Source organism: Rosettibacter primus (assembly GCF_036860675.1).
Lineage (GTDB): Bacteria > Bacteroidota > Ignavibacteria > Ignavibacteriales > Melioribacteraceae > Rosettibacter > Rosettibacter primus.
In genome coordinates this window covers 241793-267502 of record NZ_JAYKGK010000003.1, presented here as the reverse complement: position 1 = coordinate 267502, position 25710 = coordinate 241793, and the positions used below count along the sequence as shown (strand labels likewise).

Annotated in this window: 16 protein-coding genes; 7 read left to right on the top strand and 9 right to left on the bottom strand. The window is 31.5% G+C overall.

What is annotated here, in order from left to right; all coding sequences use genetic code 11:
* Positions 1-112: 112 nt before the first annotated feature.
* Positions 113-2533 carry a TonB-dependent receptor gene (locus VJY32_RS05915; protein WP_353676975.1) on the bottom strand — a complete coding sequence of 807 codons (2421 nt, stop codon included), beginning with the start codon at positions 2531-2533 and terminating at the stop codon, positions 113-115.
* Between the two features lie 483 nt (positions 2534-3016).
* On the opposite strand from VJY32_RS05915, the gene VJY32_RS05910 reads away from it, so the two are divergent.
* The 4 genes from VJY32_RS05910 (at position 3017) to VJY32_RS05895 (ending at position 10499) form a co-directional block, all read left to right on the top strand.
* Positions 3017-4084 carry an efflux RND transporter periplasmic adaptor subunit gene (locus VJY32_RS05910; RefSeq protein ID WP_353676974.1) on the top strand — a complete coding sequence of 356 codons (1068 nt, stop codon included), beginning with the start codon at positions 3017-3019 and terminating at the stop codon, positions 4082-4084.
* Positions 4085-4126: 42 nt separating this feature from the next.
* On the top strand, positions 4127-7240 hold the full coding sequence (locus VJY32_RS05905; protein WP_353676973.1) for an efflux RND transporter permease subunit: 3114 nt from the start codon (positions 4127-4129) through the stop codon (positions 7238-7240).
* A gap of 70 nt (positions 7241-7310) precedes the next feature.
* Positions 7311-8615: an MFS transporter gene (locus tag VJY32_RS05900; protein ID WP_353676972.1), complete on the top strand. Its 1305-nt coding sequence runs from the start codon at positions 7311-7313 to the stop codon at positions 8613-8615.
* Positions 8616-8819: 204 nt separating this feature from the next.
* The gene (locus tag VJY32_RS05895) at positions 8820-10499 is read left to right on the top strand and encodes a capsule assembly Wzi family protein (protein ID WP_353676971.1); all 1680 of its coding nucleotides are present in this window, start codon (positions 8820-8822) and stop codon (positions 10497-10499) included.
* Between the two features lie 13 nt (positions 10500-10512).
* On the opposite strand, the gene VJY32_RS05890 is transcribed toward VJY32_RS05895, so the two are convergent.
* On the bottom strand, positions 10513-12351 hold the full coding sequence (locus VJY32_RS05890) for an ATP-binding protein (RefSeq protein ID WP_353676970.1): 1839 nt from the start codon (positions 12349-12351) through the stop codon (positions 10513-10515).
* Between the two features lie 330 nt (positions 12352-12681).
* Complete coding sequence (gene aspS, locus VJY32_RS05885; protein ID WP_353676969.1) at positions 12682-14448, bottom strand: aspartate--tRNA ligase; 1767 nt, start codon at positions 14446-14448, stop codon at positions 12682-12684.
* 217 nt (positions 14449-14665) lie between these two features.
* Here aspS and VJY32_RS05880 point away from each other — a divergent pair, with 217 nt between their 5' ends.
* The 3 genes from VJY32_RS05880 to glnA all read left to right on the top strand — a co-directional run bounded on the left by VJY32_RS05880 (position 14666) and on the right by glnA (position 17809).
* Positions 14666-15802 (top strand): 4-phosphoerythronate dehydrogenase, encoded by a 1137-nt coding sequence (locus tag VJY32_RS05880; RefSeq protein ID WP_353676968.1) that lies wholly within the window; start codon positions 14666-14668, stop codon positions 15800-15802.
* Positions 15803-15922: 120 nt separating this feature from the next.
* Positions 15923-16369, top strand: a complete 447-nt coding sequence (locus tag VJY32_RS05875; protein ID WP_353676967.1) for an Lrp/AsnC family transcriptional regulator — start codon at positions 15923-15925, stop codon at positions 16367-16369.
* A gap of 12 nt (positions 16370-16381) precedes the next feature.
* Complete coding sequence (glnA, locus tag VJY32_RS05870) at positions 16382-17809, top strand: type I glutamate--ammonia ligase (RefSeq protein WP_353676966.1); 1428 nt, start codon at positions 16382-16384, stop codon at positions 17807-17809.
* A gap of 74 nt (positions 17810-17883) precedes the next feature.
* Here the strand turns inward: glnA and VJY32_RS05865 are convergent, their stop codons facing one another.
* The 6 genes from VJY32_RS05865 to VJY32_RS05840 all read right to left on the bottom strand — a co-directional run bounded on the left by VJY32_RS05865 (position 17884) and on the right by VJY32_RS05840 (position 25690).
* The gene (locus VJY32_RS05865) at positions 17884-18864 is read right to left on the bottom strand and encodes a pyridoxal-phosphate dependent enzyme (RefSeq protein WP_353676965.1); all 981 of its coding nucleotides are present in this window, start codon (positions 18862-18864) and stop codon (positions 17884-17886) included.
* A 39-nt stretch (positions 18865-18903) separates the two neighbouring features.
* Complete coding sequence (locus VJY32_RS05860) at positions 18904-21525, bottom strand: valine--tRNA ligase (protein ID WP_353676964.1); 2622 nt, start codon at positions 21523-21525, stop codon at positions 18904-18906.
* 119 nt (positions 21526-21644) lie between these two features.
* A complete protein-coding gene (locus VJY32_RS05855; protein ID WP_353676963.1) occupies positions 21645-21971 on the bottom strand; it encodes a thioredoxin family protein in 327 nt (108 codons plus the stop codon).
* Positions 21972-21979: 8 nt separating this feature from the next.
* Positions 21980-22456, bottom strand: a complete 477-nt coding sequence (locus VJY32_RS05850; RefSeq protein ID WP_353676962.1) for an alanyl-tRNA editing protein — start codon at positions 22454-22456, stop codon at positions 21980-21982.
* Between the two features lie 24 nt (positions 22457-22480).
* Positions 22481-24673 (bottom strand): S9 family peptidase, encoded by a 2193-nt coding sequence (locus tag VJY32_RS05845; RefSeq protein ID WP_353676961.1) that lies wholly within the window; start codon positions 24671-24673, stop codon positions 22481-22483.
* A gap of 45 nt (positions 24674-24718) precedes the next feature.
* Positions 24719-25690 carry an aldo/keto reductase gene (locus VJY32_RS05840; protein ID WP_353676960.1) on the bottom strand — a complete coding sequence of 324 codons (972 nt, stop codon included), beginning with the start codon at positions 25688-25690 and terminating at the stop codon, positions 24719-24721.
* Positions 25691-25710: the final 20 nt, after the last annotated feature.

Sequence of the window (25710 nt, the reverse complement as noted above, 5' to 3'; positions counted from 1 at the left end):
ATTTTTCAATTTTATGATCTGTGAAAATCTTTTAAAATCTGTGTTTTCAGTGTTCTATTTTTTATAAAAGCCTTACTTTTTAGACAACCCCTGTTATTAAAAATTCGAAATGTTAATTTTCGTAGTCTCCGTTCATTTCCATTTCTTCCGGGCGTTCCTGGTCTCTTCTTTCATTTTTATAATTGTTTATGTTAAATCTCAAATTCAACATAACCATTGGCCATTCGCGTTCTGCAGAACGATAATTGTAAAAGTCAAATGATTGTGTTTCGGATTTGAATTTTGATGCACCAAATAAATCTCTAACCTGTAAAGTTGCTGTTAACATTTTTCCAAGTAAATCCTGTTTGATACCAATGTTTGTTGAAACAAAACCTTCTCTCCTGCCCTGCGAAGATACAGTTGGACTGTTATACATAAAATTTATTTGCAGCTGCGTAGAACTTAACAATTTAATGTTGTTATTAAATCTTAAGTTCCAATTAAAGCTATTACGTGAAAATGGAATTCCATTTAAATCTCCCTCGATTTTATAATTATATAAATTACCCATTAAATTCACATTCCAGTTTTTTATTAAATCAAAATTAAAGAACAACTCTGTTCCTAATGAGTAATCTTTGCCAACATTTTTAACAGATTCAAGATTAACATTTTCTGAATAGACCGAGCGAACATGTTCAATTTTATTGTTTGTTACTCTGTAATATGTATCAATTGAAAAGACAGTTTTTCCTAATAGTGCTTGGTAGCTTAGTTCGTATGAATCAATAAGTTCAGGCAGCAAAGATGGATTTCCAACTCGCACATTGTAAGCATCCATCCATGTATAAAATGGTTCATAATCCCAGCCACGAGGACGATTAATTCTTCTAGTGTAACTTGACATTACTTGATGTCCACGAACAATTTCGTATGACAAATGAATTGTTGGGAAATAATCCCATCTGTCTATAGTGAAACTTTGATTAGTTTCGTTTAACACAGTTTTAATGCCTGTGTATTCTGTTCTAAAACCAAGCTGATATCCAAAAGAAGAAATTTTATCTGAGTAAATTGCATAAAATGCAAGTTCATTTCTTGAGAAATCTGATTTATTACTATACTGGGGATTAAATTCAAATAATTCCGAAGTTATGTTAAAATCATATAATTTATGGTCTTCGCCCGATTTTTCAATTATTCCCTGGTATCCTGCTTCAAATTTTCTGTTTAAACCGAGCGGAAGTGTGTAATCAATTTTAGTTCTAAATTCACTCTCTGGTTCATCTTCTTCTGTTCGTTTTCCATTTATTATTTTATTTACATTAAATAATTTGTTTGTTGATTCACTGTTTGATTGACTGGAACTATAAAAAGCTTCAGCAGATAGCTCGTGACCTTTTTGTTCAAACTTGTGAGTGTAATTTGTAAAGAAAGCATAATAATCACCTGAACGATTATCATCAGTGTAGCTTAAGTAATTTGAAGGAATTTCATTAAGTGAAGTCCATTCACTATAATTTCTATTTGAGTTCCCTCCAAAGGACCTTCCTCCAAATCTTCCACCTAAAGAGATATTATTGTTGCCAAAGTCAATCGATATATTTCCACGCAGACCCCAGAAATTCATTTTTCTATTCATTCTGCCGTCAGAATTGTAATATGATATTTTTACTCCATCATTAGTCCAGTTTCGTTCTACAGAATTCATATACATATTTCTGTTATTATAATTTGCACCAAGTGTTATTTGTATATTGTCTTTTTTAAAATCACCAACGGCTTCGCCGCCATATTTATTTCTCAAACCGCCATTTAAATTCAACATTCCACTTGCACCAATATTACTATTTTTCTTCATTACAATATTGATTATCCCTGCTGTTCCCTCTGGGTCATATTTTGCAGATGGATTTGTGATTATTTCAATGTTTTCTATTGCACTTGCTGGAATTTGCTGCAATGCTTCGCTACCTTGCAAAATAGATGGACGACCATCAATCAATACTGTAAAATTTCCGCTGCCTCTTAAACTTACATTGCCATCAATATCTACTGTAACAGAAGGAATATTTTCCAGAACATCTACTGCAGTTCCAGAAATTGATGAAAAACTTTCACTTACATTAATAACCTTTTTGTCAATTTGATAAGATATTTGAGCTCTCTCTCCGCTTACTACAACATCTTTTGTTTGAATAGTTTTTGGTTTAAGATAAATTTTTCCTAAATCAATTTTTGTGTTTCCTCTTATCTGTATTTGATTTATAAATGTATTTTCAAATCCAATGAAACTGACTCTTAGATAATAATTTCCATTTCTAATGTTTTCAAGAGAAAAATAACCTTGAGAATTTGTTACTGTTCCAGTTACCTGAGTGCTGTCCGATGCTCTAAATAAAACAATATTTGCAAATTCCATTGGAACAGAAGAAGAAGCATCAAAAACATAACCAACTATTTCACCGCTTCCCATTTGACGTGGTTGTGCATATGAAAAAAATGATATTAATAGAAATCCAAAAGAAATCTTGATAATAGTTTTAGCCATATAAAAATACCTTTATTTTTTCTGAAATCGCTTATTTGACAGAAGGTTTTTTAATTCGGTTTAAGTATATAAGTTAATTACGCACATAAAAGTTCATTACAAAAATATTATATTATTCAAAGCTTTTTATTTGATAAATTATTGATACTTTTGGCTACTATGTTTAAGTTCACTTAGTATTTTATTTCATTTAATAAAAAATTAATTAGTTATGAAAACTTCTGGCTACATCTTTATGTTTCTTGCATGGGGTGCAATTTTTAGTCTTGTTTATTATTGTTTTTATAAAATTTTTAAAACAAGAAATAATGATTCAAAAACATAAAAATTCTCTATCATCTACAAAACAACATCTCTAATTCTCAAAAAGATAATTCAAGTATTTTTTATGAAGAATTTATTTTTAATTAATCTAACTGAAAACTTTACTTGTCAAAGTCATATAAATTTGAGTGAACTCATTTTTTAAAAAATAGGTTATTTATGAAAAAAATAAAAAGTATTTCTATCGGGACTGTAATCGTTATTTTACTTGTTATTTTAATTTTACCTAAGCTTATATTAAATAAAAGCAAGAATGATGATGCGCCTTCTCAAAATCCAAGATTACAAGCATTAACTGTTAATGGTATTATAATTAAACCAAAATATTTGCAGAATAAAATTTTTTCCAATGGCACATTAATGAGTAACGAAGAAGTAGAAGTTAGAAGTGAAATTACTGGAAAGATTACTCAGATTTTATTTGAAGAAGGAAGAAAAGTAAAAAAAGGAGAACTTCTTGTTAAGATTAACGATGCAGAACTTCAAGCAACATTAAAGAAAAATAAATCTCGAGAAACTTTAGCTCGGGATAAAGAATACAGATATAGACAACTTCTCGAGAAGAATCTCACAAGTCAGCAAGAATATGATGTTGCACTTGGTGAACTTAATTCAGTTCTTGCAGATATTGAATTTACTCTAGCACAAATCGAAAAAACAGAGATCCGTGCACCATTTGATGGAATAATTGGATTGCGTTCTGTAAGTGTAGGAAGTTATATATCTCCACAAACAAAAATTGCAACACTTCAAAATATTAATCCAATTAAAGTTGATTTTTCTGTTCCTCAAAAATATTTTGGTTTGATTAAGGAAGGTAAAACAATATATGTTAAATCATCTTCAACTGGAAAAGTATATACAGGAAAGATTTATGCAGTTGAACCAAAAATAGACCAGAATACAAGAACAGTTCAAGCTCGTGCTTTAATACCTAATGAAAGAGGCGAACTAACACCCGGAGCTTATGTGGAAATAGATATTGTTCTTGAGGAATTTAATAATGCAATATTGGTACCATCGGAAACGGTTGTCCCAGATTTTGAAGGTGAAAAAGTTTTTATTTATCGAAATGGAAGAGCCATACCTCAGTATGTTACAACAGGGATTAGAACAGAAAAAGAAGTTCAAATATTAAATGGTCTTAAAACAGGTGATACATTAATAACCTCTGGTATTATTCAATTAAAACCAAATATTAGGGTGAAATTAAATTTAGTGAATTAATTGTCTTCAAAAGATGTTTGATAACAAAGAGAAAAAATTAGTATGAGTTTATCATCAATAAGTATAAGAAGACCTGTTCTTGCGATTGTAATGTCGCTTACAATTGTTTTATTTGGAATTATTGGTTATACTTTTTTGGGAGTAAGAGAATATCCAAGCATTGACCCGCCAATAATTACAGTATCAACAAGCTATGTTGGAGCAAATGCTGATGTTATAGAATCTCAAATTACAGAACCACTTGAAGAACAAATTAATGGAATAGCAGGAATTCGTTCTTTGACTTCAGTAAGTCGTGATGGTAGAAGTGTAATCACAGTAGAATTTGATGTTTCTGTAGACCTTGAAGCTGCTGCAAATGATGTAAGAGATAGAGTATCAATTGCACGTGCACGTCTTCCTCAAGATGTTGACCCACCAACGATATCCAAAGCAGATGCTGATGCAGTTCCAATTGTTTTCTTGAATATTAAAAGTGATAAAAAAAATCTTCTTCAATTAACTGATATTGCTCAAAATATTTTTAAGGAAAGATTGCAGACAATTCCAGGAGTAAGCCAGGTTAATATCTGGGGGGAACGCAGATATTCAATGCGTTTGTGGATGGACCCTTCTAAACTTGCAGCACATGGTGTTACTCCACTTGATATTAGAAATGCATTGAACAGAGAAAATATTGAATTGCCATCCGGCAGAATTGAAGGAAGCAATACAGAATTAACTGTTAGAACTCTGAGCCGATTGTCAACAGTTGATGATTTTAATGACCTTATCATCAAAGAATCCAATGGTGCAATTGTTCGCCTTAAAGATATTGGATATGCAGAATTATATCCTGAGAACGACCGCTCTATTTTAAGAAGAGATGGTGTTCCGATGGTTGGAGTTGTTCTAATTCCTCAACCTGGTGCAAATCATATTCAGATAGCTGATGAATTTTACAAACGTATTGAACAGATAAAAAAAGATTTGCCTCCAGATGTAGAACTTGGTGTTGGGTTCGATGTAACAAAATATATTCGTAATTCAATTGCAGAAGTTAAAGAAACAATTTTACTTGCCTTTGCATTGGTTATTTTAATTATATTTTTCTTCTTGAGAGATTGGAGAACTACATTAATCCCAATAATTGCAATTCCCGTTTCTTTAATAGGTTCGTTTTTCATAATGTATCTTGCAAATTTTTCAATTAATGTACTTACACTTTTGGGTTTGGTGCTTGCTATTGGAATTGTAGTTGATGATGCAATAGTTGTTCTTGAAAATATTTACAAAAAAATAGAACAGGGTATGAATCCGGTAGAAGCAGCAACAAAGGGTTCATCAGAAATTTTCTTTGCAGTTATATCTACAACTATTACACTGGCAGCAGTATTTCTTCCAATTATGTTTTTGCGCGGAATAACCGGAAGGCTGTTTGTAGAATTTGGAGTTGTTATTGCTGGTTCTGTAATAATATCTGCTTTTGTTGCTCTTACATTGACGCCGATGTTAAGCTCAAGATTCCTGAAATCGAAAGAGAAGCATAGCTGGTTCTATTATAAAACAGAACCATTATTTGAATGGATTGAAAATTCGTATCGAAATGCACTTGAAAATTTTATGAAAAGACGATGGCTTGCTTTTCTCATTATGATTGTTTCAATTGTAGTAATTTATCTAATTGGTACGAATCTGCAATCAGAACTTGCACCAATTGAAGACCGAGGAGAAATTCGTGTTCAATCTACTATGCCTGAAGGAACATCATTCGAAATGATGGACAGATATATTTTGCAAATGACAAAAATTCTTCAGGATTCAATAAAAGAAGCAGAAGCAATTATTTCTGTTACTGCAGGAGGCGGTGGAGCAAGTGGTGCAAATAGTGGATTTGTCAGATTGGTTCTTACTGATGCATCTAAGAGAAAAAGAACTCAACAGGAAATTGCTGAACAAATTACAGGCATAACGCGAAAATTAAATGATGCACGTTCTTTTGTTGTTCAAAGTCAATCGATTTCAACAAGGAGAGGAGGACTTCCGGTTCAATATGTTGTGCAGGCTCCAAACTTTGAAAAGTTAAAAGAAGTTGTCCCAAAATTTCTTGAAGCAGCTCAGGAAGACCCAACATTTGCAAATGTTGATGTTAATCTGAAATTCAATAAACCTGAAATTGTAGTTGAAATCAATAGAACAAAAGCAAGAGAACTTGGTGTTACTGCAATGGATATTACTCAAACACTTCAACTTGCTTACAGCGGTCAAAGATTTGGTTATTTCATAATGAATGGAAAACAATATCAGGTAATTGGCCAGGTCCTTCGTGAAAATAGAAATAAACCAATAGACCTTGCTTCTTTATATGTAAGAAATAATCGAGGTGAATTGATTCAACTTGATAATCTTATAACAATGAGAGAAAGAAGTAATCCACCTCAACTTTACAGATTTAATAGATATGTAAGCGCAACCTTTTCTGCAAGTCTTGCCCCTGGCAAAACAATTGGAGATGGAATTAAAGCAATGGACGCAATTGCTAAAAAGGTTCTTGATGATAACTTTTCTACTGCTCTTGAAGGTGCATCAAAAGATTTTGTTGAAAGTTCTTCCAGCCTTCTTTTTACATTTGTTTTAGCTTTGATTCTTATATATTTAACTCTTGCAGCACAATTTGAAAGTTTTAGAGACCCATTAATAATTATGTTTACTGTTCCACTTGCAATTGCAGGAGCTCTATTTTCTCTCTGGTATTTTAATCAAACATTAAACATCTTTAGCCAGATTGGTCAAATTATGTTAATTGGTCTTGTAACTAAAAATGGAATTTTAATTGTCGAATTTGCAAATCAAAAAAAAGCTCAGGGACTTTCAGTAATAGAAGCAGTTAAAGAAGCAGCAAGTTTACGTTTGAGACCTATTTTAATGACAAGTTTTTCAACCATACTTGGAACATTGCCAATAGCACTTGCACTTGGGGCTGGTTCAGAAAGTCGAGTATCGATGGGAATTGCAGTAATTGGCGGTTTAATTTTTTCAACAATATTAACATTGTTTGTAATCCCGGTTATTTATTCTTATTTATCCGAGAAAACAAAATCTGTAAGCAATGTGGTTGTAGGAGAAGTTGAAAAAGAACTTCTTCATATTAATGATAAAGAACTTGTTACAAAGTAATTGGTTATTTCTTTCTAAATTGTATAATCAATGAATAGTAATTCATCCGTTCATTATTTAGTGGAGATTTATGGATTTTAGCTCTACTTCTAAAGTCAGCATCCTTAAAGCCTTCTCAAAAAATTTCTGGACTGTAATAGTAATGGAATTTTTTGAACGCGGGTCTTACTATGGAGTTATGTCTGTATTGTCTGTCTATCTTATTTTGAATGCTAATGAAGGAGGATTAGGTTTTTCTAAAGAAAGTGTTGGAATAATTAAAAGTACAATAACACCTCTGCTTTATTTTCTTCCAATACTTTCAGGTGCAATAGCAGATAGATTTGGTTACAGAAAAACATTAATGTTTGCTTTTGTAATGATGAGTCTTGGATACTTTCTTACTTCTTTATTTACTTCTTATGTTCTTGTATTTATGAGCTTGATTTTAATGGCAATTGGTGCTGGTTTTTTCAAACCGATTATTTCCGGAACAATAGCAAGAACAACGGATAAATCAAATTCGACACTTGCTTTTGGAATTTATTATTGGTCAATCAATCTTGGGGCATTTTTGTTTCCATTGATTCTTGTTCCAATCCTTAAACAAATTTCATGGAAATATATTTTTATAATGGCAGCAGTTGGAACTGGCTGGCTTTTACTATTAAATCTTTTTGTCTATAAAGAACCAGATAAACCCGAAAGCACTAAAACATTAAAGAATGTTTTGATTGATATGTTTAAGGTTCTTGGTGATTTTCGTTTTGTCATTATGATTGTAATTTATTCTGGATTCTGGATTTTATATTTCCAGCAATTTGATACGGTCCTCTGGTATGTAAAAGATTATGTTGATACCACACCTGTAAATAATCTTGTAAATTCGTTCCTGTCAATTTTTGTGTCGAATCCAAACTGGAAATTTGATGTTGAACATGTTACTGTAATAAATGCCGGCACAATAATAATTCTTCAAATTTTTATCTCAAATTTTGTTAAGAATAAAAAAGCTCTTCCAACAATGATTGGTGGTATTGCTCTTGGAACTCTTGGAATGGCAATTCTTGCTATATCAACTCATCCATTTGTTTTTATTGCTGGAATATTCATTTTCTCAATTGGAGAAATGACTGCACATCCTAAATTTATTAGTTATGTTGGATTAATTGCCCCGGAAGATAAAAAGGCACTCTATCTTGGATATGCATTTTTATATGGTGTACTGGGAAGTGGAATTGGTGGAATACTTGGAGCAAATCTTTATGTGCATTTTGTTGATAATCTTAAAAATCCAACACTGCTCTGGATAATTTTTAGTTCTATTGGATTACTCACAATTGTTGGGTTGCTTCTTTACAATAAATTTCTTGCACCTAAAAATGTTGATGCATGAAATTCTATCAGGATTAAAGATTTTTTCAAGATGTGTTTGCTTTTAGTTATTTATCAAAAAAATATCAATTTTATTTTTTGGAGATTCTTAAGAAATTTTTTCAGCATAGTTAAATTTATGTTTTCATGCAGTCATTAGTTATAATCGCAGAATCAAGATTTATTTCTTAAATTTGAACACACATTAAAATTCTATTGAATACCTATGAAAAAAATTTTCTTAATTGTTGCGGTTATATTTTTATCTTTCTGTGTCATTTATTCCCAGCAAGAAAATGTTCCCGTTGACCATGATGTCTATATATTTTTGAAAGAGATGAAGGTAAAAAAAATATTGGATTATATTCATGATGATAATCCAATAATGTCTCGTGCCGAAGTTCGAAGTCATCTCGAAGAAGTTCAAGCCAAATATGATTTGTTGAGTGCTACAGAAAAAAAATTATTAAAAAAATTTCAAGATGAATTTTATGATGATTTAGCTGATTCCACAAACACCATGCAATTTTTAGGTTATTCAGAAAAATTTTCGAAAGATATAATAGATATTTTTTCAAATAAAATTAAATTCATCTATGCTTATCGTGAAGAGAAAGCAAATTTATATCTTGAAATGCTTGGCAGGGCAATGCATGGACAAATATTCAAACCTGAAATCAATAATTCTGAATTGTTTGACATTGGATTTAGACTTCGTGGTACTCTCTTCGATAAACTTGGTTATAATTTAGTTGTGCAAAAAGGTGGGGTTGCAGGTTCGACAAATTATGCAACCACATTCGACCCGCGATTAAGATATAATTTCAAATTTTATGAGAATATTGAAAATATTAGCAACTACGATTTTACAGAAGGATACTTAAGATATTTCACCGAGCCAATTGATAAAATGAAATTATCATTTCAAATTGGAAGAGAAAAAATAAAATTGGGATATGGATACAGCAGTAAACTTGTTCTTTCTGGAGACCATCCTTATCTCGATTTTATAAAAATGGATTTTAATTATGGAATTATTAGTTTTTCTTCTCTTCATGCAACTACAGTAGGTGAATTTCATGAAGACCGTTCTCTTAATTACACAAAATTTTATGCTTATAACAAATTGAAATTTACATTCAAAAATTTATTTCAAGCAGGAATTGGAGAAGCAATTATTTATACTGGAAGAGGAATTGACCTTGCTTATCTGAATCCATTTGCATTTTATAAGTTCGAGGAAATGTCTTTGCAGGATAGAGATAATGGTGTTCTCTTTTTAGATTTTCAATCGGACTTTCTTAAAAATCTCGAACTGCAAGCAACTTTTTTTCTTGATGAAAATATTCTTTCTCACCTTCAAGATTTAGATTTATATTCAAATAAAACTGCATATCAAATAGGACTTTTCTGGTATTCACCATTATCAATTAGTGATTTGTCATTTGTTATGGAGTATACAAAAATTCGTCCATATGTTTATAGCCATACTAATATTAAAAATTCTTACACAGCACATAGTGAATTGCTCGGGCATCGAATTGGACCAAATGCAGATGAAATTTGCTCTAAACTTTCATATAATTTTTCTGAAAAGCTGAGAGGAAATTTTAAATATCAACACATTCGTTCAGGTGAAAATATTTATGATGCTCTTGGCAATTTAGTTTTTAATGCCGGGGGTGATGCACTTCAGCCATTCAGACAAGGTGTTGACCCGAAGCATATCAAGTTTTTGGATGGTGAAAGGATTAATAAAGATATTTTTACACTTAGTTTTCGTTATGAACCTTTTAGAGAAATATTTTTTGATTTGAATTATACTTACTTGATTGAAAAAAATATTACAAAAGAAAAATCATTCTATTCGAGTTATGCTTACTTGAAGATGACACTTGAGTTTTGATTAATATAGTTGACTATTGATTTTCAATTTTCAAATTTGGAAGAAAAATTGTAAATGTGCTTCCCTTTCCCACTTCACTTTCAACCCAAATTTTTCCGCCAAGTTTTTCAATTAACTCTTTGCATATTGTTAAACCAAGTCCAGTTCCCTTTTCGTTGTTTGTTCCTCTTGTTGTAAAACCAGATTCACCACCAAAAATTTTGGGGAGATTTTCTTTTGGAATTCCTACTCCCGAATCAATAATTTTAATTTTATAGCCATTATTTTCTTTTGAAGCAATAATCTGAATTGTCCCTTTATGAGGTGTAAATTTAATAGCATTGGAAATTAAATTTCTCAGAATAGTATTTAGTGAATGCTGGTCTGTAATTATTTCATAAGCAGGGTCTACTTTCTCAATGATTTGAATTTCTTTGTCATTATAAATTGGTTGATAGAGATTTAAAATTTTCTTAACCTCATCAAATAAGTTTAATTCTCTCGGTTCAATTTTCAATCTGTTTCCTTCGAGGCGACTCCAATCAAGTACATTTTCAAGCAATTGAAATTGATTTTTTACAATCACATCAAGACTATGTGCAAATTCTTTGATTTCCTGATAGGTAAGATATTCAGCACTGGTAGCCAACAGATCTGTATAACCAAGAATAGGTGTAAATGGACCTCTTAAATCATGAGCTAAAACTGAAATAAATTTATCTTTATTCTTATTTAATTCTTCAAGCTGTCTGGAATACTTTTTAATTTCATCTTCTTTTTCTTTTCTTTCTGTTATGTCAATCTCCATGCCTATTATATAAACTTTTCCGCTTGATGTATCCTTCAATGGAAACTTATGAGTTAACCACACATGTTTTTTCCCTTCGCTCATGATTGTCTCTTCAAATACTTTTGATTGCATTGAAATTAGAACTTCTGTATCATGCTCACGGAGTTTTTGAACAATCTCAGGTTCCCAAATATCTGAATCTTTTAATCCTTTCCACTTTCCATTCCTGAATTTTTCTGGGAGATATTGTTCTGCAATTTTATTCATATAAATTAAATTTCCTTCACCATCTTTAATGAATGTACTCATTGGGGAATTATTAAGTAGCTCATAAAACTGTTCCTGACTCAGTTTTATTTCTTTCAAATATGAGTACAATTTTCTGAATACAAAAGTGAAAGCAAATGAACCGATGAACCAAATCAATAGATGAAGAATTATGTCATTTTTTAGTTGATGATTGTAATATCTATCGTAATTTGAAGAAAGAAGTGCTATGCTGTAAGCTCCTTTAATCTCTCCAATTTTTTGATTTGCATGACACGATAAACATTCTTTTTTAATTTTCAATGGGATGATATATCGAAAGTATTTTTTGTTGTTAATTGTATCAAAGGAATAAAATTCATTTTTTCCTTTCTTGAAATGTTCAAATGATTTTGATTCCCAGTCGTCAGCTTTATATTCAGGATTAATAGAGTTTAATGATGTTAATTTGATTATTAACTTATTTTTATCTTTTAATTGCTGTTGTAATTGTTTATGCATTAAAGCAGGTGGAACAAAGTTAAAATTATTTTTATTGTTTTTGTTTGAGTTATTACTTTTTATATAAACACTGCCGTGAGATATAACCCAGTTTGTATAAAGTGTATCGCGCTCTGCAAGTATGCGGGCTTCGTTCAAAATTAATTCGAGATTTGTTGAATTAAGCTCGGATATTTTCCAGGAAAGGAAAAAAATTATAATAATTGTCCATCCAATCAGCAGAAAAGCAAATGTTAATTTATAATGATTAAGAATTTTTTGGATGTCAATCTTTTCAGAAAGTAGACCGATTTTATATTTACTTGTTTCTTTCATTTCTGAATTAATTAATTATTATTAAAAATAAAATTAATTGTTAAGAAATACCAATTGATTTTTATTAGCATAGATGGGGATAGAGGGAAGTGCAGAAGCCGATGTCGAGGGCAAAACACCGGCTGGAATAACTTCCCTCTATTTTAATGAGTGGGACAAAAAATTTTAACGAATAAGAAATCATAAATTAATTCAAATTAAAATTCAGTAGAAGTTGGAAGAAAAGGAATCGTTCTCCACTTACATTATCGAAAATATTTAATTTTTCTTTAGTGTTATTGTTTAGAAAGGTTATTCCTAAAAACGAATAACCCTCCTAAAATGGCAGATTTATCTAACTTTTATGTGAAGTTCGGTTAATTGTGATTCGTCTACATAAGAAGGTGAATCATCCATTAAAGACATTCCACTTGATGTTTTCGGAAATGCAATCACATCACGAATAGATGACTTTTTAGCAAAGAGCATTACAAGTCTATCGAAACCAAAGGCTATTCCACCATGAGGTGGTGCACCATATTTAAATGCATTCATCAAAAATCCAAATTTTTCTTTAGCTTCGTTTTCATCAATGCCAAGAACTTTGAACATCTTTGCTTGTAAATCTGCATTATGAATTCTAATACTGCCGCCAGCAATTTCATTTCCATTTAATACCAGATCATAAGCACGGGCTTTTACTTTTAACGGTTCTGTTTCCATCAAATCTATATCTTCAAGTCTTGGCGATGTAAAAGGATGGTGCATAGCATAATATCGTTTTGTTTCATCGTCCCATTCAAATAATGGGAAATCTGTAACCCAGAGAAGTGATGGTTGTGCGTCCGATTTAATTAAATTCATTCGCTTAGCCATTTCAAGACGTAATGTGCCCATTATGGAAAGTGTTCTTAGCTTCTCTCCTGTTAACAGCAATATTAAATCGCCTGGTTTTGCTTGAAGAGCTGTAATTAAATTCTTTTTTTCATCATCACTTAAAAATTTTGCAATTGGAGCTTCAACATCATTTTCTTTAACGCGCATCCAGATTAAACCTCCTGCACCTAACTTCTTTGCATAGTCAGTCAATCCATCTAACTGATTTCTTGTGTAATCTCCGCAGCCTTCTGCAACAAGACCTGTGATAATTCCATTTTTTGAAATTGATTCTTTGAAAACTCTAAATTCTGAGTTTTTGAAAACATCATTAAGTGTTTTAAGTTCAAGACCAAATCTCAAATCTGGTTTATCACTTCCATATTTTTCCATAGCTTCTTCAAAAGTTAAGCGAGGAATTGGAGTTTTAAGGTCGATATCCCAGATTTCTTTGAAGAAAATTTTCATTAATCCCTCAGCCATCTCCAGAATATCTTCCACATCAACAAATGACATTTCAATATCAATTTGGGTAAATTCATATTGACGGTCGGCTCTTAAGTCTTCATCTCTAAAACATTTCACAATTTGAAAATATCTGTCAAATCCGGCAACCATTAAAATCTGTTTATAAGTTTGAGGTGATTGTGGTAATGCATAAAATTTTCCTTTGTGCAATCTGCTTGGCACAAGAAAATCTCTTGCACCTTCGGGGGTGCTTTTCATTAGAACAGGGGTTTCTACTTCAATAAATCCATGGGAATCAAAATATTTTCTTGTAAGCTGGTACATCTTATGTCGAAGCAAAAGATTTTTTTGCATTTCAGGTCTTCTTAAATCGAGATATCTATATTTTAATCTAATGTCTTCATTCACATCAATATTGTCTTCAATTGGGAAAGGTGGAGTTTCAGAAGGATTCAAAATGATAAGTTTATCGGCCATTACATCAATGTATCCTGTTTCTAAAGCAGGATTTTCAGTTCCTTCGGGTCGTTTTCTTACTTTTCCTTCAACAGAAATTACATATTCGCTTCTTAATTTTTTTGCATGCTCATGTGCTTCTGCATTATGTCCGGGTTCAAATACAATTTGAGTAATTCCATATCTATCTCTCAATTCAATAAAAATTACACCTCCTAAATCACGTCTGGTTGCTACCCAACCGTTTAATACAACATCTTGGCCAATGTTTGATTCTCTTAACTCACCACATGTATGTGTTCGTTTTTTGAATTTCATTTTATAAAGGTACTCCTTTTGATTTTTTATTGTGGAATCAAAAAATTTTGGCAAAAATAAACAAATATTAAAGTGATTACAAATTTTCAGGATAAATGATGATTCGGTTTTGAAAATCCATAATTGCAATTAAAAAATATTTATGATGAAATTTAATATAGCTATTAACATTCCTATATTTGAACTTCAAGAATAATTTTTTAGGAAATTAAGAACCATGTTAATAATCGCAGATGAAAATATTCCTCAAGTTAAAGAAGCTTTTAGTGCTTTTGGTGATGTAAAATTATTAGCCGGGAGGTCAATTACAAAAGGTGATTTAAAAGATGCAGATGTTCTGCTTGTTCGTTCAGTTACAAAAGTAAATAAGGATTTGCTCGAAGGTACAAATATTAAATTTGTAGCTACTGCAACAATTGGCACTGACCATATAGATAAAGATTATCTAAAAGAAAAAAATATTGCATTTGCAGATGCTTCCGGTTGTAATGCATATTCTGTAGCAGAATATGTTATTTGTGCTGTCACATCAATATTTTATAAACTTGGTAAAAAGTTTAGTGAAAGCTCAATTGGAATAATTGGATACGGTAACATCGGAAAAAAGGTGGCTAAGTTTACACGAGCCCTTGGATTTAAAGTTTTGATTAATGACCCCCCTCTTCAAAGAGAAGGATATCCTGAGGAATTTTGTTCTTTAGATGAAACTCTTTTGTGTGATGTTGTAACATTTCATGTTCCGCTCAATAAAAGTGGAATCGATAAAACTTTTCATCTTTTAGATGAAAGTAATATTGGATTAATAAAAAAAGGAGCAATTTTAATTAATTCTTCGCGTGGTCCAGTTGTAGATAATCAAGTTCTTAAAAGAAGATTAGTTGAGAAAAAAGATTTAATTACAATACTTGATGTGTGGGAAAACGAGCCTAAGATAGATACTCAGTTGCTTGATTTAGTAAACATTGGAACACCGCATATTGCAGGTTATTCGTATGAAGGTAAAATCAACAGCACTGTTTTTATATACAATAAATTTTGTGATTATATGAATGTTAAACCATCATGGCAACCCGTAGTGAATGAAGTGGAAAATTCCTTAATCACAATTGATATTAATGAATCGATAGAAAAGATGCTTAATGAAGTTTGTAAAAAAATATATGATATAGAGGAAGACAGCCATCTTTTAAAGCAAGCAAAAAACTATAATCCCGATGACTTCGGGATATATTTTGACAGCTTAAGAAAACATTACAGGATTAGAAGAGAGTTTAATAATTATACAATCAAGTTAAATGAAGAAAATGATGTAATAAAAAAGATTTTTGAAGCATTGCGATTTAGAATTTTATAAAGATTCTGCCAATCAGACAAAAAAATGCCCTTCTAATTAAAAAAATATTTGCAAATTTTCCGACCAAACCTTATATTTTAAACCATAATTTACAAATTACCTAAAAAAATAAGAGTAAATATGATTGATGAATTAGATATTTCAATACTAAAAAAGCTCCAGGAACACGGCAGAACAAAAAGAAGTGAGCTGGCGGAGCTTATCGGTTTATCTTTACCTTCGCTTAGCGAAAGATTAAAAAAGCTTGAAGATAATAATGTTATCGAAGGTTACTATGCTAAATTGAATCGTCATGTGTTTGGTTATGATATTATGGTTTTTATAGTTGTATTTATGGATTCCTCAAAAAATTATGAAAAATTAATTGAGCATGTTAAAAAAACACCCGAGATATTAGAATGTCATGCAATTTTGGGAGAAGGTTCTCATATACTTAAAGCAATAGTAAAAGATACCAAGTCATTGGAACAGTTGTTAAGCAAAATTCAATCCTGGCAGGGTGTAACAAGAACAGTAACAAATTTTGTATTATCAACAATCAAAGAAACAACAAAAATAAATATCTAAGGAGTAACAAAAATGGGCAAAACAGAATCACCAATTGAAAAGGTGTTATCTTTCATAAAAGATAACAAAATTGAATTTATTGATTTCAAATTCATGGATTTTCCGGGTCAATGGCAGCACTTTACTGTTCCGGCAAATCAGCTTGATGAATCATCATTCGAAAATGGATTTGGATTTGATGGTTCATCAATCAGAGGCTGGAAAAGTATTAATGAAAGTGATATGCTTATTATTCCTGATCCCGAAACTATGTTTGTAGATCCTTTCATAGAAGCACCAACATTGTCTCTAATATGTGATGTTTATGAACCTATTACAAAAGAAAAATATGCACGCTGTCCAAGAAATATTGCACAAAAAGCAGAAGCTTATTTAAAATCAACAGGTATTGCTGATACATCCTACTTTGGGCCCGAAGCTGAATTTTTTGTATTTGATGATGTTCGTTTTGATTCTGGACCAAACTTTGCTTTCTATTATCTTGATTCTATTGAAGGAAAATGGAACTCGGGCAGAGAAGAGAATCCAAATCTTGGTTATAAACCTCGTTATAAAGAAGGTTACTTTCCAGTTCCACCAACTGATAAGTTAATGGATTTAAGAAATGAGATGGTTCAGAATTTAATTAAAGTTGGTATTGAAGTAGAAGCTCAGCATCATGAAGTTGCGAGTGGTGGTCAATGTGAAATTGATATGAAATTTAAGCCATTATTAAGAGCAGCTGACCAGTTGTTGATGTTCAAATACATTGTAAAAAATACAGCAAGAAAACACAATAAAACTGTAACATATATGCCCAAACCAATTTTTGGTGATAACGGCAGTGGTATGCATGTTCATGTCAGTTTATGGCTGAAAGATAAGCCGTTGTTTGCTGGCGGAGGCTACGCTGGATTGAGTGAAACAGCTTTATATTTTATTGGCGGTCTATTAAAACATGCTCCTTCACTTCTTGCATTTACTAACCCAACAACTAATTCTTACAAAAGACTTGTACCAGGTTTCGAAGCTCCGGTTAATCTTGCTTATTCTCAAAGAAATAGAAGTGCATCTATTAGAATACCCATGTATTCTCCTTCTCCAAAATCCAAACGAATAGAGTTTCGTTGCCCGGATCCATCAAGCAATCCATATCTTGCTTTTTCAGCAATTTTAATGGCTGGACTTGATGGAATTATAAATAGAATTGACCCCGGTGAACCACTCGATAAAGATATTTATGATATGTCACCAGAAGAATTAAAGAATGTTCCATCAACTCCTGAATCTCTAAGTGCTGCATTAAAAGCTCTTGCAGATGACCATGAATACTTACTTAAAGGAGATGTATTTACCGAAGATGTAATTAATGCGTGGATTAATTATAAAATCGAAAAAGAAATTAAACCGATGGCTCTTCGTCCTCATCCATTCGAATTTGAGCAATACTTTGATGTATAATTAAAAGTAATTGCCAAAAATTAGAAGCCTGATGAAGATTATTTCTTCAGTCAGGCTTTTTTTTGAAATTGGAATTAAGTCTTAACTTTTATATTAAATGAAAATTTCTCCAAATCGATATTACCGCCAGAAATTATAATTGCAATGTTCTTGTCGATAAATTCTTCTTTGTTTTCCCATACAACTGCAAGAGCAACAGCACTTGATGGTTCAACAATTATTTTCATTCTTTCCCAGATTAGTTTTGTGCAATAAATAATTGATTCCTCTTCGGCAGTTAAAATTTTATAAACATTTTTTTTGATGATAGAAAAAGTTTTTTCAGAAAGTTGAGTAAGCAAACCATCACAAATTGTTTGAGGATTAATTGAAGGATAAATTACATTATCACGTATTGAACGAAAAGCATCATCAGCTCCCTTTGGTTCAGCTCCAATTACTCTTGCATAAGGATAAAAACATTTTGTGCTTAAAGAGGTTCCGCTCAATAATCCTCCGCCACCAACTGGTGCAATTATATAGTCAATTTTAATTTTATCAGAAAGCTCTTCAAAGATTTCTTTTGCACAGGTTGCCTGTCCTGCTATTACAGAGTAATTATCATAAGAGTGAATTAGAACAGCATTATTTTTTCTAATTAACTCATTCACAGTCTCTTCTCTTGATTTAAGATTGGGTTCACAGTAAATAATTTTTCCTCCGTAACTTTCAACTGCTTTCTTTTTAGAATTTAATGCGTTATTTGGCATTATAATATAAGCAGGGACATTTCTAATTTTTGCCGATAAAGCTATTGCTGCAGCATGATTCCCTGAAGAATGAGTTGCAATACCATTTTTAATTTCTTCATTGCTTAATGAGAGAACAGCATTACTTGCCCCTCTAATTTTGAATGCCCCAATCTTTTGAAAGTTTTCACATTTGAAAAAAAGATTACAGCCAAATAAAGAGTTAATTGAACTCGATGTTAAAATAGGAGTTTTGTGAATGTAGTTTTTTATTCTTTCATGAGCTTCAATTATATCCTGCTTAGAAGGCTCTTCTTCTAAAAACATTTTATAAAAAGTTTTTTGAAAAATTAAAAAAAGCTTCGATTAATTTAAATCTGATAGTATATTCTGAAGTTTTTCAAGAGCTTTTTGCCAGTCATTTAATTTATTTTTTTCTCTTTCAATTATATCTGCTGGAGCTTTTGTAATAAAACTTTCGTTGGATAATTTTTTCTTTACAGATTCAAGCGAAGAAGTTAGCCTTGCAATTTCTTTCTGAATTCGATGTCTTTCAACATTTATATCAATTAAGCCTTCAAGAGGAACGTAAATTTCGCATTCTTTTACTACAGCTGAGGCGCTTGCCTTTGGTTTGTGAATTTGAGAATCAATTATCAAATTTTCAATTTTTACGAGTGATTTTATGTAATTACTTTGTTCTTCAGTAATTTTATCTGTTTTAAGATAAACATTAATTTGTTTGGCAGGAGGAATATTCATCTCTCCACGAATATTTCTAATTGCAGTAACAATATTTTGAACGAATTCAATTTCTTTTTCTGCTTTTTCATCAATCATTTTTTCATTGAATTCAGGGAAAGAGGTTATTGAAATGCTTTCGCCATCTTTTCTTTCATCAAGCATCTGCCATATTTCTTCTGTTATAAAAGGCATAAATGGATGAACAAGTTTCAACATTTCTTCATATAATAAAATTGCTCTTGTAAGAACAGCAGATTTTTCTTCGTCGCTGCCATGATATAATCTGAATTTTGAAAGTTCTACATACCAATCGCAAAAGTCATTCCACACATAAGAATAAATAATTTTTGAAGCAGAATTGACTTCGAAGTTATCAATTGCGTTTGTAAATTCTTTAATTGTTTTGTGGAAGCGGGAAAAAATCCATCTGTCGGTAAAATCAATATATTTATCTTTAAGGGACAAATCTATTTTAATGTTTTGAGCATTCATCAATAAAAATCTGCCGGCATTCCAGATTTTATTTGCAAAGTTTCTTCCTAATTCTACCATTTCGTTGCTGAAATAAACATCCTGACCAAGTGGAGAGATGTATGTCATTGTAAATCTTAGAGCATCTGCACCATATTCATTTATTAAGTCGAGCGGGTCAGGGGAATTGCCGAGAGATTTACTCATTTTTCTTCCCTGAGTATCGCGCACAGTACTTGTGAAATAAACATCTTTGAATGGAATCTCATTCATAAAATGCATACCGGCAATAATCATTCTTGCAACCCAGAAGAAAATTATATCTGGAGCGGTAACAAGCAGGTCAGTTGGATAATAATATTTCTGGTCGCGTTCATTTGTAAAAACATCTTGAGCCCATAGCCAGCTCGATGCCCATGTATCAAGCACATCATCATCCTGACGCCAGTTTTCAATATCTTCTGGAGGATTAACTTCACAATAAATTTCTCCGGTTTCTTTATGATACCAAACAGGAATGCGATGTCCCCACCATAATTGACGAGAGATACACCAATCTTTAATATTTGTCATCCAGTGTTCATATGTTTTAATCCAGTGTTCGGGATGAAATTTTATTTTCCCTTCAAGAACAACTCTTAATGCTGGTTCAGCTAATTCTTTCATTCTCATGAACCATTGTTCTGAAAGATATGGTTCGATAGGGACGTTGCCTCGTTGAGAGTAACCAATTTTGGTTATATAATCTTCTTCTTTATGAAGTAATCCTGATTCTATAAATCTATCAATAACCTTTTTTCTTGCATCATATCTGTCCAATCCCTGAAATTCAGTAGGAACATTTCCATTTGTTGTAGCATCTTCGTTGAATATGTTTATAATTTCAAGATTGTGTCTTAATCCCATATCGTAGTCGTTAGCATCATGAGCAGGGGTTACTTTTACTGCTCCTGTTCCAAAAGTCATGTCAACATATTCATCGGCAAAAATTGGTATTTCTCTTCCAACAATTGGAAGAATTATTTTTTTGCCAATTAAATGTTTATAACGTTCATCTGCAGGATTAACAGCAACTCCAGTATCACCGAGCATTGTTTCGGGACGTGTAGTAGCAACGATTATAAATTCATTTGATTCTTTTACCGGATATTTTAAGTAATAGAGTTTTCCTTTTATTTCTTTATAAAAAACTTCTTCATCGGAAATTGCAGATTTGGAAGCCGGGTCCCAATTTACCATTCTGTAGCCGCGATATATATAGCCTTCTTTATAAAGTCTAACAAAAGCTTCTATGACTTTTCGATAGTAATGGTCATCCATTGTAAAGCGTTCACGCTGCCAGTCACAGCTTACGCCAAGCTTTCTTAATTGTTGAAAAATTATTCCGCCATATTTTTCTTTCCATTCATAGCAATATCTCAGAAATTCTTCTCGCGAAATTTTATCTTTTGTAATATTTCTTTCTTTTAACATTGCAACTACTTTGGCTTCTGTTGCAATTGATGCATGGTCAATCCCCGGAACCCAGCAAGCATTAAATCCTTTCATTCTTTTGTAACGAATGTAAATGTCCTGAAGTGTATTATTAAGAATGTGTCCAATGTGAAGAATACCAGTAATATTTGGCGGAGGAATTACAATTGTGTAAGGTGTTTTTGTTTCATCAACTTCTGAATGATAAAGATTATGGTCATACCAGTATTTATACCATTTGTCTTCAACATCTTTTGGATTATAAGCTTTTGGGATATCAGAATGACTTCTTGGCTGCATTTGTATCTCAACTTATTCTGAAAATTAAATGCAAATATAAGAAAAGCATTTCGTTTTTACATTTTGGGAAATTTTGGTCACAGGTAAATTATTCCATTAATAATAGTTAATCTTAAACCTTAGAAAATCAGGTTATAAATTCTGTCTAATTCACTTTTCAATTCTTCTAAATTTATAAATCGAGATTTTCTAATATATTCTTTCCCATCAATAAATAAGATGATTGTCGGAATTGCAAATACGCTGAACTGAGCTGCAATTTCTTTTGATTCATTCACATTTATGTAAAGAAAATTTATCAATGGGAATTCATATTCAATTAATTCTTTGACCTTTGGTTTTAGAACTTTACATACATTACAATCATTTGTGCTGAAATATGTAAGAACAATTTTGTGTGTATTAAAATATTTATTTGCTTCTTCAAAGCTTATTGCATTATACATTTTTGCCTTTATGTTTTTGAATTTTCATTATTTGTTTCTTTTATCTTGAATCTAATTCTCAGTACACCATTTTCATAACTTGTAGAAACAATTTTGAATGAACCAATTTCTTTTGTGGATTTAACATGAGGTCCGCTGCATAAACATTTGTCGTAATCACCTATTTTAATTACGCGCAGAATTTCACCTGCTTCTTCTGGAAGTCGGTGAAGACTGAAATATTTTGCTGCTTCATCTCGTTTCATAAATTCTTCTGTAATTGGCAAATCCTGTGCAATAAGCGAATTAATTTTTTCTTCTATTGTTTTAATTTCTTCTTCTGTTAAATTTCTATTGAAATGATAATCACATTTCGATTTTTTCTTTTCGATGTGAGCACTAAATGCTCTTCCACAATTAAACATTTTGTCCATTGTTCCATTCAAAAGATGTTCTGCTGAATGCATCGGAGGATAATATTCTTTTGGATTTACATTGTATTCCATTTTTTTCTCTTTTTTTTAATTGATTTAATCTTTTTCAATATTTAATTCTTTGTCAAGTAAATATTTAAACCAGAATTGTGTTTTTAATTTGAGGGAATGATTTCTAAGAGGCATTGTAATGCCATGTCGTGCATTTGGATAAATCATCATTTCAAAATCTTTATTTAGTTTTTGCAGTTCATAAATCAATTGAATTGAATTTTGCATGTGAACATTATCATCCATTGTGCCGTGTGTGATTAAAAGTTTTCCTTTATAATTTTTTACATAATTAAGGACAGAGGATTTTTTATAACCCTCTTCATTTTCTTTTGGTTTGTCCATATATCTTTCAGTGTAAACATTGTCATAAAGATGCCAGTCCATTACACCAAATTCTGCAATTCCATAATTAAAATAATTTGAGCCATAAGTTAGAGCAAGAGCTGTAATATATCCACCGTAACTTCCGCCATTGATTGCAATTTTTGTTGTATCAATAAATGATTTTTTCTTTAACCATTTTACTGCTTCGATGTAATCATGCATTTCCCATTTACCAAGATTGCGATGCATTAAGTCAATCCCTTTTTTGCCAAAGTGTCCAGAACCTCGATGGTCTACTGAAATATAAATAATTCCATTTTGGGCGAGATAGTAAGGTTCCAGAAAATAAGGGAAAGCATTTCGAACAGTTGGAGTTCCAGGTCCACCATAAATTGAAAATATAACAGGATATTTTTTGTTTTCGTCGAAATCGGGAGGTAAATACCATATAGCAGGAAGCTGATAGCCGTCTTCAGTTGGAATTCTAAACATTTCTGCTTTTGCAAGTTTATATTCATTGATTATCAAATTTTTTGAATCGCCAAGAGTTTTAATTTTTTTTCCATCAATAGAGAATAATTCAATTTTTGCAGGTGTGTTTATATTGCTGAATCTGTCATAAAAATATTTTGCATTAGGAGAAATTGTGCAGGTATGAGTTCCTTCAAGCGTTGTGATTTGTTTGAGTCCCTTTCCTTTTAGATTAACAACAAATAAATGTTTTTCGGTTGAATTGTCTTTCCATCCATGAAAATAAACTTTTTCTTTAATTTCATCAACAAGTGCAATATCAAGGACAGTTAAATTGCTGTCGGTTAATTTTTGTTTTAGTTTTCCATTCATATCGTAATAATAAAGATGATACCAGCCATCAACAGAGGTTCTTAATAGAAATCCTTTGTTGTTTTTTAGAAAATATAAATCTTCAAACCATTCGACCCATGTATTTTGAGTTTCGTTGTATAGTTCTTTTAATTTTCCTGTTGATGTATCAACAAAATAAATTTTGATATTATCTTGTGCTCTATTCATCCATTGAATTGTAAGTTGATTTCCATCTGGAGTCCAGAATGGCCATGCAATGTATTGGTCAATATTTTCATCAAAATCTGCCCAGACAATTTTATAATTATTTAAATCAACAATACCAAATTTAACTTTTGGATTTGGGTCGCCTGCTTTAGGATAATGTTGAATTTCAAGGCTGCCATGTTGTCCATCAGCTCGATATAGAGGGAATTCCGGCACAGGAGAATCATCAAATCTCAAGAAACAAATTTTATTGCTGTTTGGCGACCACCAGAATGCAGCGTATTGACTTGCTCTACCAAGTATTTCTTCATAATAAACCCAGGAAGCCCAGCCGTTGTAAATTAAATTGTTTCCATCAAATGTAAGCTGAATTTCTTTTTGTTTTTCTAAATCGTATACAAATAGATTATTGTTTTTTGTATAAGCAATTTTTTTTCCGTCAGGAGAAAATTTCGGATTTTTTTCTTCTATCGTATCTCTTGTTAATTGTATAAAATTATTTTTATTGAGTGAATAATAATACAAGTCATTTTTTTCGTTGAATAAAAATCCATTATAATCTGAAGATGTAATTGCATATTCAACATTAAATCCTTTTGGTAAATTCTCATTTATTTTTCTGTAATCAATAAATATTTCTGACAAGCCACTATTTACATTTACTTTCATTAATACTGGCTGAAAGATAGATTTTGTTGAATCTGATTTTAATTCGAGATAATGATTATCATCAAGCCAGCCTTTTAACTGTGGCAGTGGTTTTGTTAATCGAGGTTCTGCAAAATTATAAACCTGTTTATAAGTTAGATTTTTGTTTTGTGGAAATAAATTATTCTGAATTAATGTAAGAATCAGCAACAAGAAAATTTTCAATTTCATAGCGCACCTATATTATTATAAATAATTTTTATTTCTAATTTAAGATTACCATGCATAAGCTTCTGGAGCTTGATTTCCAGGTCCTGGCCAGATTTCATCTAATTTTTTCAATACATCATCTGATAATTTTAATTCAAGTGCTTTTACATTTTCTTCAAGTTGTTCTAAAGTTCTTGGACCAATTATTGGTGAAGTGACAACTGGATTGTTCAACACCCATGCAAGTGCAACATCGGCCGGCTTTTGATTTATTTCTTTGCATAATTTTTCATAAGCTTCAATCTGAGGACGTAATTTTTCAATTGATTTTTGTAATGGTTCTCTTGTTCTTCGTCCTTCTTTTACTCCTTCTAAAACTCCACATAAGATACCGCCACCTAATGGACTCCATGGAATTAATCCAATGCCCAATGCTTTGCAAGCTGGGATAACTTCCAGTTCAATATGTCTGTTTCTTAAACTATAAATACTTTGTTCAGAAACAATACCCAAAAAATTTCTCTCTTTTGCTTTATAAAATGCTTCAACAAGATTCCATGCAGCAAAGTTAGAACTTCCCACATAAATTATTTTACCTTCTCTTACAAGCTGTTCCATTGCCTGATAAATTTCTTCCCATGGAGTGTTGCGGTCTATATGATGCATCTGGTATAAATCAATATGGTCTGTTTGAAGTCTTCTTAAACTGTCTTCACAGGCTTTTCTAATGTGATAAGCTGAAAGTTTTGAATCATTTGGTCCTTCTCCCATTTTACCATAAACTTTTGTTGCAAGAACAATTTTATCTCTTCTGCTTTTATCTTCAGAAAGCCAACGGCCGATAATTTGTTCTGTAAAACCGACTCCTTTTTCCCAGCCATATACATTTGCTGTGTCAAAAAAATTTATGCCAAGTTCAAGAGCACGACTCATTATCTTAAAACTTTCTTCTTCACTTGTGAAAGGACCAAAATTCATTGTTCCCAAACAAAGTCGACTTACTTTTAATCCTGTTCTGCCTAAATATGTGTATTCCATTTTTATACCCTTTCTTTTTT

Coding starts and splice junctions, on each gene's coding strand:
- VJY32_RS05850 (WP_353676962.1), bottom strand. CDS start 22,456: ATGGAATACAATGTAAATCCAAAAGAATATTATCCTCCGATGCATTCA.
- VJY32_RS05915 (WP_353676975.1), bottom strand. CDS start 2,533: ATGGCTAAAACTATTATCAAGATTTCTTTTGGATTTCTATTAATATCA.
- glnA (WP_353676966.1), top strand. CDS start 16,382: ATGGGCAAAACAGAATCACCAATTGAAAAGGTGTTATCTTTCATAAAA.
- VJY32_RS05880 (WP_353676968.1), top strand. CDS start 14,666: ATGTTAATAATCGCAGATGAAAATATTCCTCAAGTTAAAGAAGCTTTT.
- VJY32_RS05875 (WP_353676967.1), top strand. CDS start 15,923: ATGATTGATGAATTAGATATTTCAATACTAAAAAAGCTCCAGGAACAC.
- VJY32_RS05900 (WP_353676972.1), top strand. CDS start 7,311: ATGGATTTTAGCTCTACTTCTAAAGTCAGCATCCTTAAAGCCTTCTCA.
- VJY32_RS05905 (WP_353676973.1), top strand. CDS start 4,127: ATGAGTTTATCATCAATAAGTATAAGAAGACCTGTTCTTGCGATTGTA.
- VJY32_RS05865 (WP_353676965.1), bottom strand. CDS start 18,864: ATGTTTTTAGAAGAAGAGCCTTCTAAGCAGGATATAATTGAAGCTCAT.
- VJY32_RS05890 (WP_353676970.1), bottom strand. CDS start 12,351: ATGAAAGAAACAAGTAAATATAAAATCGGTCTACTTTCTGAAAAGATT.
- VJY32_RS05895 (WP_353676971.1), top strand. CDS start 8,820: ATGAAAAAAATTTTCTTAATTGTTGCGGTTATATTTTTATCTTTCTGT.
- VJY32_RS05855 (WP_353676963.1), bottom strand. CDS start 21,971: ATGTATAATGCAATAAGCTTTGAAGAAGCAAATAAATATTTTAATACA.
- VJY32_RS05840 (WP_353676960.1), bottom strand. CDS start 25,690: ATGGAATACACATATTTAGGCAGAACAGGATTAAAAGTAAGTCGACTT.
- aspS (WP_353676969.1), bottom strand. CDS start 14,448: ATGAAATTCAAAAAACGAACACATACATGTGGTGAGTTAAGAGAATCA.
- VJY32_RS05845 (WP_353676961.1), bottom strand. CDS start 24,673: ATGAAATTGAAAATTTTCTTGTTGCTGATTCTTACATTAATTCAGAAT.
- VJY32_RS05860 (WP_353676964.1), bottom strand. CDS start 21,525: ATGCAGCCAAGAAGTCATTCTGATATCCCAAAAGCTTATAATCCAAAA.
- VJY32_RS05910 (WP_353676974.1), top strand. CDS start 3,017: ATGAAAAAAATAAAAAGTATTTCTATCGGGACTGTAATCGTTATTTTA.